We start from the raw sequence: 15,902 nt of genomic DNA, 5'->3' as shown, positions 1-15,902 counted from the left end.
CTCACGTAACGTAAGGCTTCAGAGTAACGAAACTGGCAGAATAAAAGGAGCCGTTATGTTGATACAGGTGGGTGAACTGGCGAAACGTGCCGGGATCACCGTGCGGACTTTGCATCACTACGAGCAAACAGGGCTGTTGTTACCTTCTGCCAGAAGCGCGGCAGGCTACCGGCTTTATAACCTGGCGGATGTGCAGCGTCTGCATATGATCCAGACGCTGGCAAAAGCCGGGCTTGAGCTTGCCGAAATCAGGGATTTTCTGGAACAGCGTTCGCTGTCATTAGCCGAATTACTCGACGGGCAAATCACTCTGCTGGACAAGCAACTGCGTAGCATCCATACGCTGCGCAACCGGCTGGTGGAATTGCGTACCGGGCTGACCGACGATGCGACGCCGGATCTGGAATCCTGGCTACAGACTCTGGAGTTAATGAATATGTACGATCGCTGGTTTAGCAAAGAAGAGTTGCAGCAACTGCCGTTTGCGGTAGAGAAAGAGGCGCTGGCGGATATCTGGTCGGGGCTGGTGACGGAGGTTAAACACTTGCTGGAACAGAACGTCAGCGTCACGGACGTGCGGGCGACCGATTTGGCTTCACGGTGGATGGAACGCCTGGAGCAGGATACCGCAGGCAAACCGGAATTTTTGACCCGTCTGAACGAGATGCACAGCGTGGAGCCGCAGATGCAGGAGCAAACCGGCATTACGCCGGAGATAACTGATTACATCACGCGGGCGTTTGCCGAATCAAAGCTCAGCATCTGGGAGAAATATCTCACTGCCGAAGAGATGGCCTTTACCCGGGCGCACTACTTTGACCGGATGATGGAGTGGCCGCCGCTGGTGGCGAAGCTGCATCAGGCGCAGCGGGATAATCTCAGTCCCGCTTCTGACGATGCGCAAAAGCTGGCAGAAAACTGGCTGGTTTTATTCCAGTCCTATGCGGGAACAAACCCGCAGACCCAGCAAAAATTTCGTCTCGCCATGCAGCAGGAGCCGCATCTGATGAAGGGCACGTGGATGACGCCTGCCGTGCTTGAATGGCTCCAGCAGGCGATCGGGGTAATGATGCAAAGACGCGTCTCTGCATCAGATGACTCACAGATCCGCTAATGCAGCTTCACGGTTAGGGTAGAAGGACAATCGGCCAGGGATCGGCTGCACGCCCGCGCGCGCCATGGTGCGCAGGGGCTGGAATTCGAGGTTACTCACCCGCAGTTCACAGCCTTCCGGCAGGCGGGCGACAAAGCGCTGGAAGGCATCCAGACCGCCGGCATCCAGCACCGGGACGGCATCCCATTTCAGCACCACAATCCGTTTGCCCGCAATGCGGGATTCCAGATCGCTGAACAAACCTTCCGCTGCGGCGAAGAACAGCGGGCCAATCACGCGCAGCACCAGCACATCGTCAGGCACCTCAACGTTAACCGGGGAGAGACGCGTCATCTGCGCGATGCGGCGCATAAAGAGCAGTGAGGCCAGCACAATGCCGACGCTGATGGCGATAACCATATCGAACAGCACGGTCAGCGACATGCAGATCAGCATCACGATAATGTCGTCTTTCGGCGCGCGGCGCAGCAGGTTAACCACCTTATGCGCCTCACTCATGTTCCAGGCCACCATCAGCAGCAGCGCAGCCATGGCAGAGAGCGGAAGCCATGAAAGCAGCGGGGCGAGGATCAGCAGCGCCATGATCACCAGCAGGGAGTGAATGACCGCGGAAACCGGTGATGTCGCGCCCGCACGTACGTTCGCGGCGGAACGGGCAATCGCAGCCGTAGCGGTAATACCGCCGAAGAACGGTGCAACGATGTTCCCCAAGCCCTGGCCGACCAGCTCGCTGTTGGCTTTGTGCTTAGTGCCGGTCATGCCGTCGAGCACGACGGCGCAGAGCAGGGATTCGATCGCGCCCAGCATAGCCATCGAGAATGCAGCGGGCAGCAGAGCGCGAAGGGAATCCCAGCTCAGGGTAAAGCTGGAGCCCGGCATGTCCCAAGGCAGAACCAGCTGCGGCAGCAGCTGCGGAATGCCGCTACCCTGTGAGCCGTCCGCCAGAACATAGTGAAACTGGGAGCCAATGGTGGCGACCTGTCCACCGAGCAGGTTGACAACGCCCATCACCGCGCAGCCCAGCAGCAGAGCGGGCAGATGCCCCGGGAGACGAATGCCTAAGCGAGGCCAGACGATAAGTGTGCCGAGGGTAACGATGCCAATGGCTGCATCCCCCAGGTTGGCCGTCGGCAACGCCATAAACAGCGCGCCCACTTTCTGTAAATAGTGCTCCGGAACATGGGCCATTTGCAGGCCGAGGAAATCCTTAATCTGCATGGTCCCGATGGTAATCCCAATCCCCGAGGTGAACCCCAGCGTTACGGAAAGGGGAATATATTCAATCAGGCGACCAAAGCGGGCCAGACCAAACAGAATTAAAAAGATGCCGGACATCAGGGTGGCAACCAGCAGACCTGCCAGACCAAACTGTTGGGAAACCGGGTAGAGGATCACCACAAAGGCGGCAGTCGGGCCGGAGACGCTGAAGCGAGATCCGCCCGTCAGCGCAATCACAATCCCCGCAACGGCCGAGGTGTACAGCCCGTACTGCGGCGCGACGCCGCTACCAATCGCCAGCGCCATCGCCAGCGGGATGGCAATAATCCCGACGGTGATCCCGGCTATCAGGTCACGAACAAAGCGTGACGATGTGTATTTCTCTTTCCAGCAGGCGTCGATGAGGGCGCGAAAGGGCAGAACATGTGAGGAGGTTACGTTTTTCACAATTATCTATCATCCGTGTGCGCATCATCTGTCATGTGAATGGCAGGTGAAGGAGGCATAAGTCATACAAATAAATACTATAAACAAAAAAACCCGCCGTAGCGGGTTTTTTGGCCGTGTTCGATCAGTGTTCGAACATTGCAGAGATCGATTCTTCGTTGCTGATACGACGAATCGCTTCGGCCAGCATCCCGGACAGAGTCAACGTACGCACGTTTGGCAGCGCTTTGATCTCGTCGCTCAGTGGAATGGTATCGCACACCACAACTTCGTCAATGACGGAGTTACGGAGGTTGTTTACCGCATTGCCGGAGAAGATCGGGTGAGTGGCGTAAGCGAATACGCGTTTCGCACCACGCTCTTTCAGCGCTTCAGCGGCTTTACACAGCGTACCGCCGGTATCGATCATGTCGTCCACCAACACGCAGTCGCGGCCAGCCACGTCACCGATGATGTGCATCACCTGAGAAACGTTAGCGCGCGGACGGCGTTTGTCGATGATCGCCATGTCGGTATCGTTCAGCAGCTTCGCGATAGCACGAGCACGTACCACGCCGCCGATGTCCGGAGAAACCACAATCGGGTTGTCCAGATTCAGTTGCAGCATGTCTTCCAGCAGGATTGGGCTGCCGAATACGTTATCAACCGGCACGTCGAAGAAGCCCTGGATCTGCTCTGCGTGGAGGTCAACCGTCAGTACGCGGTCAACGCCGACGCTGGACAGGAAGTCAGCGACAACTTTAGCGGTGATTGGCACACGCGCGGAACGGACGCGACGGTCCTGACGTGCATAGCCAAAGTAAGGAATAACAGCAGTGATACGGCCAGCAGAAGCACGACGCAGCGCGTCGACCATAACAACCAATTCCATCAGGTTGTCATTCGTTGGAGCACAGGTGGACTGGATGATGAAAATATCACCACCGCGTACATTTTCGTTAATTTGTACGCTGACTTCGCCGTCGCTAAAGCGACCTACAGCGGCGTCGCCGAGGGAAGTGTACAGGCGGTTGGCAATACGTTGTGCTAGTTCCGGGGTGGCGTTACCAGCAAAAAGCTTCATATCAGGCACGAGAAGAACCTCAGGCATGCGTCCAGTGGTGGATAGCGTTCGCCGCAAACTGCGGGGCCTAAGCAAACGCTATCCAGGCGGTGTATTAAAGAGCGCGATGCAACGTCTGGAACAGGGTGACGTTGTCACCGAAACTCAGTCTGCGCCAGAATGGCCTGCTGTAGGGGGGAGGTGTTCATCCCGCGTGCTACAAAACCATGCAGCCAAACCGGCGCTTGCTCAAGCACCTGACGGGCGGCGGTTTCGGTGTCAAATTCAGCAAAGACACAGGCCCCTGTACCGGTCAGGCGCGACGGCGCGTATTCTAACAGCCAGGAAAGCACCGCATCAACCTCGCGAAAACGTTTTCTTGCGATATCCTCGCAATCGTTGCTGAATTCACAATTTAATAACGTTTTTATTGACCGTGCCGGGGTATTTCTTTTCAGGTCAGGATCTTTAAAGATGACCGGGGTAGGAATGCTCACGCCGGGGTGAACGATCAGATACCATTTTTCCGGCGGATCGACCGGCGTGAGGATTTCACCCACCCCTTCAGCGAATGCCGCGTGGCCGCGCACAAACACCGGTACATCGGCGCCCAGCGTCAACCCTAACGCTGCCAGTTCGTCCGTCGTCAGACCGCAGCCCCAGAGGTGGTTAAGCGCCACCAGTACAGTTGCGGCGTTTGATGAGCCGCCGCCAAGACCGCCGCCCATCGGCAGGCGTTTGTCGATACGGATATCCGCACCGCTTCCCGCTGGCAGACGACCCGACGACGACGCCGTGTTCATCAGCAGGCGGGCAGCGCGCACGATCAGGTTATCGTCATGCGCCACGCCGTCGACCGGCGTCAGCAGGCAAATCTGCCCGTCCTGACGCGGTTCGATGGAGATGGTGTCGCCGTAATCGACAAACTGAAACAGGGTTTGCAGGGTGTGATAGCCGTCAGCGCGCTGCCCGGTAATGTAGAGAAACAGGTTCAGTTTTGCGGGAGAGGGCCAGTGGGTCATCATTTAACGATCCAGTTGTCCATTTTCAGCTTGATACGCTGGCTACCCTGCGTCAGCTCCATATTGGACGGCAGCGACGGTTGCGTCTTGCTGTCATACGCGCTGTACACCACTTTCCAGGTTTTACCGCCCTGGGTGTAGTTCACCTGGCTCAGACGGTATTGATCGTCGAGCGTATAGTCGGTTGCGTCACCCGGCAGGCCAAGGATCCACTGGCGCAGACTATTGAGCGGAATCGGCATTCCGGTCAGCTTGCCAATCATCTCTTCGGCGTCGGTTGCCGTGTAGTGCTGGCCTTTGTTATCGGTGATCTGCGCTTCGCCAGGCTTCGCGTTAAGCTCCAGCTCGGTGCTGCCCAGCGGGTTCAGCAGCAGCAGGCGATAGTTGTCCTGCCCCGTTTGCTGCCAGAAAAAGCGAGCGTAAACTTTTTGTTCGTCAGAGAGATAAGCAAATGCACCGCGGGTCTGGTACTGGCTTAATTTCAGCACGTCCTGCTGGTGCTGACGCCACTGCGGTGAGTCAGGGCTTTTGCCCGGGCCTTTCGGCTGATGAACGGAACAGGCGGTCAGAACCAGGGCCGCCAGAGGCAGCAGGCGAATCATTCGGGTCATAATGATGACAAATCCTTGAGATACGTTGCAGTTATAACTGTTAATGCTAGCGTTGAAGGGTGCCACCGTCTACGTTCAAATTATCTCAAAGCGTGGCGTAAGCTATTACTCCGAAAGGGGGCAGTCTCTTTTATTGATCTCGCGCATCCTGTATGATGCGTCCTGCTAACCTTATTAACGCTGGTACTACTCCCGCTCAACATGACCCTATTAGCACTCGGTATTAACCACAAAACGGCCCCGGTTTCACTGCGAGAACGCGTTACGTTTTCGCCGGATACGCTCGACCTGGCGCTGGACAGCCTGCTTGCACAGCCGATGGTGCAGGGTGGCGTGGTGCTGTCGACGTGCAACCGTACCGAGCTGTATTTGAGCGTAGAAGAGCAGGACAACCTGCACGAGGCGCTGATCCGCTGGCTGTGTGACTACCACAACCTCAACGAAGAAGAGCTGCGCAACAGCCTGTACTGGCATCAGGATAACGATGCGGTCAGCCATCTGATGCGCGTGGCCAGCGGTCTGGATTCGCTGGTGCTGGGCGAGCCGCAGATCCTCGGCCAGGTGAAAAAAGCTTTCGCGGATTCCCAGAAAGGACATCTGAAAGCCAGCGAACTGGAGCGAATGTTCCAGAAGTCATTCTCCGTGGCGAAGCGTGTGCGAACCGAAACCGACATTGGCGCCAGTGCGGTTTCGGTTGCTTTCGCGGCCTGTACCCTTGCCCGTCAAATTTTTGAATCCCTGTCGACCGTCACCGTACTGCTGGTGGGAGCGGGCGAAACCATCGAGCTGGTGGCGCGCCATCTTCGCGAACACAAGGTGAAGAAGATGATCATTGCCAACCGCACCCGCGAACGTGCGCAGGTGCTGGCGGACGAAGTGGGCGCTGAGGTGATTGCGCTGAGCGACATCGATGAACGTCTGAAAGAGGCGGACATTATTATCAGTTCTACCGCCAGCCCGCTGCCGATTATCGGGAAAGGGATGGTCGAGCGTGCGCTGAAATCCCGCCGCAATCAGCCGATGCTGCTGGTGGATATCGCCGTTCCGCGTGATGTCGAACCGGAAGTGGGCAAACTGGCGAACGCCTACCTGTACAGCGTGGATGACCTGCAAAGCATCATTTCGCACAACCTTGCCCAGCGTAAGGCGGCGGCTGTGCAGGCGGAAACCATCGTTGAACAGGAAACCAGCGAATTTATGGCCTGGCTGCGCGCGCAAAGCGTCAGCGAGACCATCCGCGAATACCGCGGTCAGGCGGAGCAGGTGCGTGATGACCTGACGGCCAAAGCGTTAGCGGCCCTTGAACAGGGCGGCGACGCGCAGGCGATTATGCAGGATCTGGCCTGGAAACTGACCAACCGCCTGATCCATGCCCCAACCAAATCTCTTCAGCAGGCTGCCCGTGACGGGGACGATGAACGCCTGACTATTCTGCGCAACAGCCTCGGGCTGGAATAGCGCCCTATACCCATTTTCTAAGACAAGGTGCATTTACGCCTATGAAGCCTTCTATCGTCGCTAAACTGGAAGCTCTGCACGAGCGCCATGAAGAAGTCCAGGCGCTGCTCGGTGATGCCGGGACCATTGCCGACCAGGAACGTTTTCGCGCGCTGTCGCGTGAATACGCGCAGTTAAGTGATGTTTCAAAATGCTTTACCGACTGGCGACAGGTCCAGGAAGATATCGAAACCGCGCAGATGATGCTCGACGATCCTGAGATGCGCGAGATGGCGCAGGAAGAGTTACAGGATGCGAAAGCGCGTTCAGAAGAGATGGAGCAGCAGCTTCAGGTGCTTCTGCTGCCGAAAGATCCGGATGATGAGCGTAACGCCTTTGTGGAAGTCCGCGCCGGTACCGGTGGCGACGAAGCGGCGCTGTTCGCCGGGGATCTGTTCCGTATGTACAGCCGGTATGCCGAATCCCGTCGCTGGCGCGTGGAGATCATGAGCGCCAACGAAGGCGAGCATGGCGGCTACAAAGAGGTTATCGCCAAGATCAGCGGCGACGGCGTGTACGGTCGACTGAAATTTGAATCCGGCGGTCACCGCGTGCAGCGCGTGCCTGCGACAGAATCTCAGGGACGCATTCATACGTCAGCCTGTACGGTGGCGGTGATGCCGGAGCTGCCGGAAGCGGAACTGCCGGATATCAACCCGGCAGATCTGCGCATCGACACCTTCCGCTCTTCAGGGGCAGGTGGTCAGCACGTTAACACCACCGACTCCGCTATCCGTATTACTCACCTGCCCACCGGGATTGTGGTTGAGTGTCAGGATGAACGTTCCCAGCACAAGAACAAAGCTAAAGCGTTATCCGTGCTGGGCGCCCGTATCCACGCGGCGGAAATGGCGAAACGCCAGCAGGCGGAAGCCTCTACCCGCCGTAACCTGCTGGGCAGCGGCGATCGTAGCGACCGTAACCGTACCTATAACTTCCCGCAGGGTCGCGTAACCGACCATCGCATCAACCTGACGCTCTACCGTCTGGATGAGGCGATGGAAGGCAAGCTCGATATGCTGATTGAGCCTATCGTGCAGGAATACCAGGCCGACCAGCTGGCGGCACTATCCGAGCAGGATTAATGGATTTTCAGCGCTGGTTACGCCATGCCGCCAGTGAGCTTTCTGCAAGTGAAAGCCCGAAGCGCGACGCCGAAATTCTGCTTGAGCATGTGACGGGTAAAGCCCGCACGTATCTTCTGGCTTTCGGCGAAACCGCTCTGACCGCTGAACAGCAATCGCAGCTGGAGGCGCTGCTTGCCCGCCGTAAAACCGGCGAGCCGGTGGCGCATCTGGTTGGCGAACGCGAGTTCTGGTCACTTCCGCTGTACGTTTCAGCGGCCACGCTGATCCCGCGCCCGGACACCGAGTGTCTGGTGGAGCAGGCGCTGGCGCGGTTACCGGCGCAGCCGTGTCAGATCCTCGATCTCGGTACTGGCACCGGCGCGATTGCGCTGGCGCTTGCCAGCGAGCGACCGGACTGCACCGTGACGGCGGTAGACGTGATGCCTGATGCGGTCGCCCTCGCGCGGCGCAACGTTGAACGGCTGGGGCTGAACAATGTTTCCGTTCTGCAAAGCAGCTGGTTTGCCGCGCTTGAAAGCCGCATGTTTGAAATGATTGTCAGCAATCCGCCCTACATCGACGAAGACGATCCGCATCTCGCGCAGGGCGACGTGCGTTTTGAACCTTTGACCGCGCTGGTCGCTGCGAATCAGGGACTTGCGGATCTCGATCACATTGTGACAACGTCACGACAACATTTGCTTCCCGGTGGCTGGCTGCTGGTGGAACATGGCTGGACGCAGGGAGAGGCGGTGCGAGCGCTGTTTACGCGTGCCGGATACGCTGCCGTGGAAACCTGCCGGGATTACGGCGGCAATGAACGTCTGACGCTGGGGCAGTGGTCATGAGCCTGTTTACGCTGCTGATCTCCGTTCACCTGATTTCCGTTGCCCTGACCATTGGCTTTTTCATTGCCCGCTACTGGTGGCGCTACAGCAACAATCCGCTGATTAACGCCCGCTGGGTACGCATCGCCCCGCACTGTATCGACACGGTGCTGTTCCTTTCCGGAGCCGGGTTAATGTGGAAAACCGGCTATCTGCCATTTACTGATAAAGGCGCATGGCTGACTGAAAAGCTGTTTGGCGTTATCATCTACATCGTTTTGGGTTTTATCGCGCTTGGGCGTCATCGTCCGCGCAGCCAGCAGACAGGGTTTATCGCCTTTTTGCTGGGTCTGGTGGTGCTGTACATCATCATTAAACTCGCCACCACAAGAATACCGTTACTGGGGTAAGTCATGAGGTCCTTAGCCGATTTCGAATTTAACAAAGTGCCGCTCTGCGATGGTATGATCCTGATTTCAGAGATGATCCGCGACGATTTTACGTCACAGTACGTTTACGCTGAACTGGAGAATCTGGTCAGCCTGGCGCGCGAAGAGATCAATCAGGCACGTCCGCAGGACTGGCAATTAGAGAAGCTGATTGAGCTTTTCTACGGCGAATGGGGTTTCTGCGACACGCGAGGCGTGTACCGCCTGTCTGACGCACTGTGGCTGGACCAGGTGTTGAAAAATCGTCAGGGCAGTGCCGTCGCGTTGGGCGCCATTTTACTGTGGGTTGCGCACGAGCTGGATATTCCACTGGTGCCGGTCATTTTCCCGACGCAGATGATTTTGCGGGCGGAGTGGCTGGACGGTGAGATGTGGTTAATCAATCCGTTTAACGGCGACACGCTGGATGAGCATACGCTGGACGTCTGGCTGAAAGGCAACATCAGCCCGATAGCTGAGCTGTTCAATGAAGATCTCGATGAAGCCGATAACGCCGAAGTGATCCGTAAGCTCCTGGATACGCTGAAGTCTGCGCTGATGGAAGAGCGTCAGATGGAGCTGGCTCTGCGCGCAAGCGAAGTGCTGTTGCAGTTCAATCCGGAAGATCCGTACGAAATCCGCGACCGCGGCCTGATTTATGCGCAGCTCGACTGCGAGCACGTGGCGCTGAATGATTTGAATTATTTCGTCGAGCAATGTCCGGAAGACCCGATCAGCGAGATGATCCGCGCGCAGATTAACGCGATCGCGCATAAACACATTACACTGCATTAATCTTAATTCCGATTCACACCTGAATAAGGCGATCCTATGAAACAAAAAGTGGTTAGCATTGGTGATATCAACGTGGCAAACGACCTGCCGTTCGTGCTGTTTGGCGGTATGAACGTTCTGGAATCCCGCGATCTCGCTATGCGCATCTGCGAACACTACGTGACCGTGACCCAAAAGCTGGGCATCCCGTACGTGTTTAAAGCCTCTTTTGACAAAGCCAACCGCTCCTCCATTCACTCCTACCGTGGCCCGGGCCTGGAAGAGGGGATGAAGATTTTCCAGGAGCTGAAACAGACGTTTGGCGTGAAAGTGATCACCGACGTGCACGAAGCGTCTCAGGCACAGCCCGTGGCTGATGTGGTAGACGTGATTCAGCTTCCGGCGTTCCTCGCTCGCCAGACTGACCTGGTAGAAGCGATGGCGAAAACCGGTGCCGTGATTAACGTGAAAAAACCGCAGTTCGTGAGCCCTGGCCAGATGGGTAACATCGTCGACAAGTTTATCGAAGGCGGTAACGACCAGGTGATCCTCTGCGACCGTGGTTCAAACTTCGGTTATGACAACCTGGTTGTAGATATGCTGGGCTTCAGCGTGATGAAGAACGTCTCTAACCAGTCCCCGGTGATTTTCGACGTGACCCACTCCCTGCAATGCCGCGACCCGTTTGGCGCCGCGTCTGGCGGGCGTCGTGCGCAGGTGACCGAACTGGCGCGCGCCGGTATGGCAACCGGCCTGGCGGGTCTGTTCATTGAAGCGCACCCGGATCCGGCTAACGCGAAATGCGACGGTCCATCCGCGCTGCCGCTGGATAAGCTGGAGCCGTTCCTGAAACAGATCAAAGCGATTGACGATCTGGTGAAGAGCTTCGACGAGCTGGATACCAGCAACTGATAAAAAAACCCGCTTCGGCGGGTTTTTTTATGGGGCATATTGCCGGGTGGCGCTGCGCTTACCCGGCCTACAAAACCCGTAGGCCCTGCAAGCGAAGCGCCGCTGGGCAAAAAGGCTACGCAAATATCGTCATCAGATACGCAATAAACAGCGCCATATGCGCCGCGCCGTTCAGCACATTGGTGCGGCCGGTGGAGAAGGATATCTGGCACAGCAGCAAGGATGCCACCATCACAATCATCTCTGGCGCACCCAGCGCAAACTGCAATTCATTCCCCGTCATAAAGGCAATCAGCGTCACCACCGGAACGGTAAGAGAGATGGTCGCCAGAACGGAGCCGAAGAACAGATTCATCGCCCGCTGCACCTGATTATTGAGCACCGCTTTCAGCGCTCCCAGGCCTTCTGGCGACAGGATCAACAGGGCCACCAGGAAACCGGTAAAGGCGACCGGCGCGTTCAGTTCAGTTAACAGCGCCTCCAGCGGGTTCGCATTCATCTTGGTGACCGCAATAACGGCAATCAGATGCACGATCAGCCAAACCGTATGCCACGCGCTGCTGTGGGCCGACGGCTTACCGTGATGCGGGTCATCGTCGTCGCCGTCGTCTTCATGCTCGTAAACAAACAGGCTCTGGTGTGTTTTGGTCTGGATCAGCAGGAACACGCCGTACATCGCCGCGGAAATCAGCGCCACCAGCAGCGCCTGGCCGGTGGTGAAATTGGCACCCGGCAGCGCCATCGGGAAGACCAGCACAATAATCGCCAGCGGGAACAGGGCGATCAGGTACTGTTTAATGCCAAAGAGGTTCATGTACTGGGTGGCAAATTTGCGACCACCTAATAAAAGTGAAAAACCGACCAGGCCGCCGGTGACAATCATAATGATGGAGTAGAGCGTATCGCGCATTAGCGTTGGCGCGGCGTCGCCGGTGGCCATTAATGCGGAAATGAGACTGACCTCAAGAATCACAACCGAAAGGCTTAAAATTAATGACCCATACGGCTCGCCAAGACGGTGGGCTAAAACATCCGCATGGCGTACCACACTAAATGCACTGGTTAAAATACCCACCAGAGCCAGAATATTGATCCCCACAACCACTGGCAATGACTGACTGCTTCCCCAGAAGAGCAGCACAGCCAGTGCCAGAACCGGGAAAATGAGAGAGGTCTCCTTGTGGCGGGTTTTTACCGCCTCGTGTGTTGCTGTCATGTGTTTCTCCAACAGTGCAGGTGCTTGTAATTATAGATAGATTTTAAAGGTATTAAATTAACAGAAATCTGTTAAATACCCTGTATTTTTTACTTAATTTTACCCTTTGTGATAATTTTTATTCCTGAGGCTTATAATGACTCATCTACATAAAATAATTATTTAATAACAATGTGTTGTGTTTTTAAATTGTTCACTTCTTCCTGTCAGGTGGCACGCTGGCGTATCGTCGTCCACACTTATCTTTTAGCCAAAAGAGAGGTTAACGATGCCATACAAATCGAAAAGCGAATTACCGGAGAACGTGCAAAACGTATTGCCTGCCCACGCCCAGGATATCTACAAAGAAGCCTTTAACAGCGCCTGGGATCAGTACAAAGATAAAGAAGATCGGCGGGACGATGCCAGCCGTGAAGAGACGGCGCATAAGGTGGCCTGGGCCGCCGTGAAAAATGACTATGAGAAAGGGGACGATGATAAATGGCACAAAAAGAAATAGCCGTCGAATAATACGCTACCTCCATTTTGACATTTCAGGCGGTTGACCTGCCGCTGTATTGCATCTGGCCCGCGAATTGCTTATCGTTGCTCAACTGCTGTTAAAATGAACAGCACAGAATGCCGGGAAGGCGCATTAAAGATGTCGCAAGGAAGCATGCAGTGGCGGAGGTGGAATGTGTTAACGCGTGATTTCTTGATGAAGGCAGATTGTAAGACGGCATTTGGTGCTATTGAGGAATCGCTTCTGTGGTCGGCTGAACAACGTGCGGCGTCGCTTGCGGCAACGCTGGCCTGCCGCCCGGATGATGGCCCGGTCTGGATCTTTGGTTACGGCTCGCTGATGTGGAACCCGGCGCTCGAATTTGTTGAATCGGCAACCGGAACGCTGCCTGGCTGGCACCGCGCCTTCTGTTTGCGCCTGACCGCCGGACGCGGCAGCGCGTGCCAGCCTGGCCGCATGCTTGCACTAAAAGAGGGCGGGCGCACCACGGGCGTGGCATACCGGCTGCCGGATACCACGCTGGAAGATGAGCTGACGCTGCTGTGGAAGCGCGAGATGATCACCGGCTGCTATATGCCCAGCTGGTGCAAGCTGGAACTGGATGACGGGCGCACCGTCAACGCGCTGGTGTTCATTATGGATCCGCGCCATCCGCTGTATGAAGCCGACACCCGTACCCAGGTGATTGCCCCGCTGATTGCCGTCGCCAGTGGACCGCTGGGTACTAACGCCCAGTACCTTTTCTCGCTCGATCAGGAGCTGACGCGTCTCGGTATGCAGGACGACTGTCTGAGTGAGCTGGTGGTGAAGGTGAAAGCGCTGCTGGAAGGGAACCCGCTCAGCAATACGCTGCGGCCGGGTTTTGCCTGATAATACGCCCGGCTGGCCGGGCGTTTACGGTTATGCCGCCACGTAACTTACGGAATGTTCGAGCGACTGGCTGTGGCTGTCGATCAGCACATCCCAGGTGCCGGTGTAAGGCACCGTCAGCCAGGCCTTATCGTCCTGGACGGTAAGGATATCTGCCTGCGATTGCTTCTGTCCTTTTGTACTCATCAGATGGATGCGGCAACGCTCTGAGCAACGCACCACTACCGTATCCCCGCCAAACAGTTTCAGACTTGTTTTAACTCGTGCCATTTTATACTCCGTCGTTTTTGCCCATCCCGAGCGTGATGTTGTTCACAATTTACTCATTGCATAACACCAAAGGGGCAGGGGTGGGATGCTGATTTCGATCAAAAAATGGCGCAACGATTAAACAAAAATGACAAAATCCCTGAAACCTTTCAGCGGACGCGCGTTTTCCCTGCTTAACGCGCGCCCCGGAAAAATTATATGCGGAAATGGCCAGCGGTCTCAGCAAGGTCGCCCGCCTGGCTTTGCAGCGCGCTGGCCGCCGCAGCAGACTGTACAACAAGCTCGGCGTTCTGCTGCACCATGCGATCCAGGTGAGTCACCGCGTGGTTAATCTCATGGATCCCTTTCATCTGCTCCCGGGTGGCAATGGATATTTCACGCATAATGCCAGACACGCTCCTGACGCTGGCGCGGATCTCATCCATGCTGTCGCCCGCAAGGTGCACAAACCGGGAGCCGGTTGCAACGCTTTCGGTGGTGGAGTCAATAAGGGATTTGATCTCTTTCGCCGCCTGAGCGCTGCGGCTGGCCAGGTTACGTACTTCCCCCGCAACGACCGCGAACCCACGGCCTTGTTCCCCGGCACGCGCCGCTTCCACCGAGGCGTTAAGCGCCAGAATATTGGTCTGGAAGGCGATGCCGTCAATGACGCTGGTGATATCGCCGATTTTCGCGGAAGCCAGTTCAATGGACTGCATGGTGCTGATGGCCTGAGCGACGACGTCACCTCCGCGGGATGCAGCGGCAGAGGCCTTGCTCGCCTGTTCATTCGCTTCTGCTGCCGACTCGTTTGACTGCGTAACGGAGGCCGTGATCTCTTCCACGGCGCTGGCGGTTTCGCGAAGGCTTGATGCCGCCTGCTCGGTACGCCCGGAAAGATCCTGATTACCTGTCGCAATCTCATGCGCGGCGTTTTTCACTGAGGCGCTGGCATCACGCAGCTGGACCATCACCACAGAAAGCTTATCGCTGAAGGCGTTAAACGCCTGCGCGATTTGCGCCACTTCATCGCCCCCCTTATCCGGCAGACGCTGCGACAGATCGTTAGTACCGTTAGCAATGTTGTTCATCGCGTCACGGATACCGGACAGCCGCTTAAGCAGGCGGGCAATCAGGAGGTGCATGAGGGCTCCGCTCAGCAGGGCGAGGATCGCCAGAGACAGTGCAGATGCTTTCAGCAATGACCGCATCCCGGCGGTGGCATCGCCGTTATCGAGCGCCACAACCAGCAGCCAGTGCGTCCCCGGTACGGCGGTGGCCAGGAACGTTTTTTCGCGTCCGTTAAACGTTCCGTCAACCAGGTTGCCGCTTTTCAGGGCAGCAAAATCGGTCCCTTTGATCGTCTCCGAAAAAGGCTTAAGCGTCAGCGCAGGATCGCTGCCGGCAATAACGGTGCCGTTGCTGTCCAGAAGCAGTCCGCTGCTGGCCGGGGTAGGGTGAATGCCGCGTACGTTAGCCACCACGCTGTCCATCGCCACATCACCCGCCACCACCGCTTTCAGGGCGCCTTGCTCTTTAACCGGTACCGCGAACGTCACCACCAGTTTCCCGGTGCCCGCGTCCACATAGGGTGCAGTCACTATCGGGCCATCAGCGCTGACGGCCTGCTGATACCACGGGCGAAGGGTGGGATCGTAATCAGCGGGTACCCCGGTTGGGTTAGAAAATTTAGCCGTTTTGCTGGCATAACCCACGTAGACGTTGGTGAATCCACCCGCCAGCGCAAGCTGTTTAAACACCGGAACCGGATCGTCGCTGAGCGCGACTGGCTGCGCCGAGGTGATGACGGTCATTTTGCTGTTCACCCAGTCGGCAATCGCCATGTTGTGGCTGGCGCTGGTGCTGGTCAGAATATCGCGCTGCGACTGCTGGTTATCCTGGCGCGTGACCTGAAAGTTAATAATAGTATTAAGAAGAAGGGCGACGACCAGACAGCCTGTCGTCGCGGCAATGATACGGGCGCGAATGGATCTGAACATAAGTGTAATACCTGCTGTGTTGTTTCCATGCCTATCGGCAACGGTGCAGGTAAACTTGATGCTGAAACCGCGTCCATAAGAAAATAATATTTTTAGCGGGTTATTA

General features: G+C 56.6%; 16 protein-coding genes. 9 read left to right on the top strand and 7 right to left on the bottom strand.

What is annotated here, in order from left to right:
- The first annotated feature begins 55 nt into the window (after positions 1-55).
- Positions 56-1,114 carry a MerR family transcriptional regulator gene (locus ACOTW6_RS02800; RefSeq protein ID WP_062932921.1) on the top strand — a complete coding sequence of 353 codons (1,059 nt, stop codon included), beginning with the start codon at positions 56-58 and terminating at the stop codon, positions 1,112-1,114.
- Here the strand turns inward: ACOTW6_RS02800 and dauA are convergent.
- The 4 genes from dauA to lolB all read right to left on the bottom strand — a co-directional run bounded on the left by dauA (position 1,100) and on the right by lolB (position 5,454).
- Entirely contained in the window at positions 1,100-2,779 is a 1,680-nt protein-coding gene (dauA, locus tag ACOTW6_RS02795) for a C4-dicarboxylic acid transporter DauA (RefSeq protein ID WP_058685770.1), read from the bottom strand. The two genes, ACOTW6_RS02800 and dauA, sit on opposite strands and share 15 nt — an antisense overlap.
- Before the next feature lie 124 nt (positions 2,780-2,903).
- A complete protein-coding gene (prs, locus tag ACOTW6_RS02790) occupies positions 2,904-3,851 on the bottom strand; it encodes a ribose-phosphate diphosphokinase (RefSeq protein ID WP_003856663.1) in 948 nt (315 codons plus the stop codon).
- Positions 3,852-3,976: 125 nt separating this feature from the next.
- On the bottom strand, positions 3,977-4,846 hold the full coding sequence (gene ispE, locus ACOTW6_RS02785) for a 4-(cytidine 5'-diphospho)-2-C-methyl-D-erythritol kinase (RefSeq protein ID WP_017384260.1): 870 nt from the start codon (positions 4,844-4,846) through the stop codon (positions 3,977-3,979).
- Entirely contained in the window at positions 4,843-5,454 is a 612-nt protein-coding gene (gene lolB, locus ACOTW6_RS02780) for a lipoprotein insertase outer membrane protein LolB (RefSeq protein WP_003856665.1), read from the bottom strand. Before lolB ends, ispE begins: the two co-directional genes overlap by 4 nt.
- Before the next feature lie 201 nt (positions 5,455-5,655).
- Between lolB and hemA the strand changes: the two genes are divergently transcribed.
- From hemA to kdsA, 6 genes are read left to right on the top strand one after another with little or no spacing between them, the layout of a single operon-like run.
- Positions 5,656-6,912 (top strand): glutamyl-tRNA reductase, encoded by a 1,257-nt coding sequence (gene hemA / locus ACOTW6_RS02775; protein WP_003856666.1) that lies wholly within the window; start codon positions 5,656-5,658, stop codon positions 6,910-6,912.
- Between the two features lie 41 nt (positions 6,913-6,953).
- On the top strand, positions 6,954-8,036 hold the full coding sequence (prfA, locus tag ACOTW6_RS02770) for a peptide chain release factor 1 (protein WP_003856667.1): 1,083 nt from the start codon (positions 6,954-6,956) through the stop codon (positions 8,034-8,036).
- A complete protein-coding gene (prmC, locus tag ACOTW6_RS02765; protein ID WP_023303859.1) occupies positions 8,036-8,866 on the top strand; it encodes a peptide chain release factor N(5)-glutamine methyltransferase in 831 nt (276 codons plus the stop codon). The genes prfA and prmC overlap by 1 nt, the downstream gene beginning before the upstream one ends.
- Positions 8,863-9,255 (top strand): invasion regulator SirB2, encoded by a 393-nt coding sequence (gene sirB2, locus ACOTW6_RS02760; RefSeq protein WP_023296762.1) that lies wholly within the window; start codon positions 8,863-8,865, stop codon positions 9,253-9,255. Before prmC ends, sirB2 begins: the two co-directional genes overlap by 4 nt.
- 3 nt (positions 9,256-9,258) lie before the next feature.
- Positions 9,259-10,068, top strand: coding sequence for an invasion regulator SirB1 (sirB1, locus tag ACOTW6_RS02755; RefSeq protein ID WP_006810913.1), 810 nt, complete (start codon positions 9,259-9,261; stop codon positions 10,066-10,068).
- 36 nt (positions 10,069-10,104) lie between these two features.
- Positions 10,105-10,959, top strand: a complete 855-nt coding sequence (kdsA, locus tag ACOTW6_RS02750) for a 3-deoxy-8-phosphooctulonate synthase (RefSeq protein WP_003856671.1) — start codon at positions 10,105-10,107, stop codon at positions 10,957-10,959.
- Between the two features lie 115 nt (positions 10,960-11,074).
- On the opposite strand, the gene chaA is transcribed toward kdsA, so the two are convergent.
- Positions 11,075-12,175: a sodium-potassium/proton antiporter ChaA gene (chaA, locus tag ACOTW6_RS02745; RefSeq protein WP_003856672.1), complete on the bottom strand. Its 1,101-nt coding sequence runs from the start codon at positions 12,173-12,175 to the stop codon at positions 11,075-11,077.
- 268 nt (positions 12,176-12,443) lie between these two features.
- Between chaA and chaB the strand changes: the two genes are divergently transcribed.
- Both chaB and ACOTW6_RS02735 read left to right on the top strand, forming a co-directional pair.
- Positions 12,444-12,674, top strand: coding sequence for a putative cation transport regulator ChaB (gene chaB / locus ACOTW6_RS02740; protein ID WP_048982011.1), 231 nt, complete (start codon positions 12,444-12,446; stop codon positions 12,672-12,674).
- Between the two features lie 177 nt (positions 12,675-12,851).
- Positions 12,852-13,547, top strand: coding sequence for a gamma-glutamylcyclotransferase (locus ACOTW6_RS02735; RefSeq protein WP_121478854.1), 696 nt, complete (start codon positions 12,852-12,854; stop codon positions 13,545-13,547).
- Between the two features lie 30 nt (positions 13,548-13,577).
- Here ACOTW6_RS02735 and ACOTW6_RS02730 read toward each other — a convergent pair whose 3' ends face one another.
- Positions 13,578-13,817, bottom strand: a complete 240-nt coding sequence (locus ACOTW6_RS02730; protein WP_015570352.1) for a hypothetical protein — start codon at positions 13,815-13,817, stop codon at positions 13,578-13,580.
- 194 nt (positions 13,818-14,011) lie between these two features.
- A complete protein-coding gene (locus tag ACOTW6_RS02725) occupies positions 14,012-15,796 on the bottom strand; it encodes a methyl-accepting chemotaxis protein (RefSeq protein ID WP_121478855.1) in 1,785 nt (594 codons plus the stop codon).
- Between the last annotated feature and the right edge of the window lie 106 nt (positions 15,797-15,902).

The organism is Enterobacter cloacae complex sp. IR5403 (assembly GCF_049238705.1).
GTDB lineage: Bacteria > Pseudomonadota > Gammaproteobacteria > Enterobacterales > Enterobacteriaceae > Enterobacter > Enterobacter hormaechei_C.
This window is presented reverse-complemented; position numbering and strand designations above follow the sequence as displayed.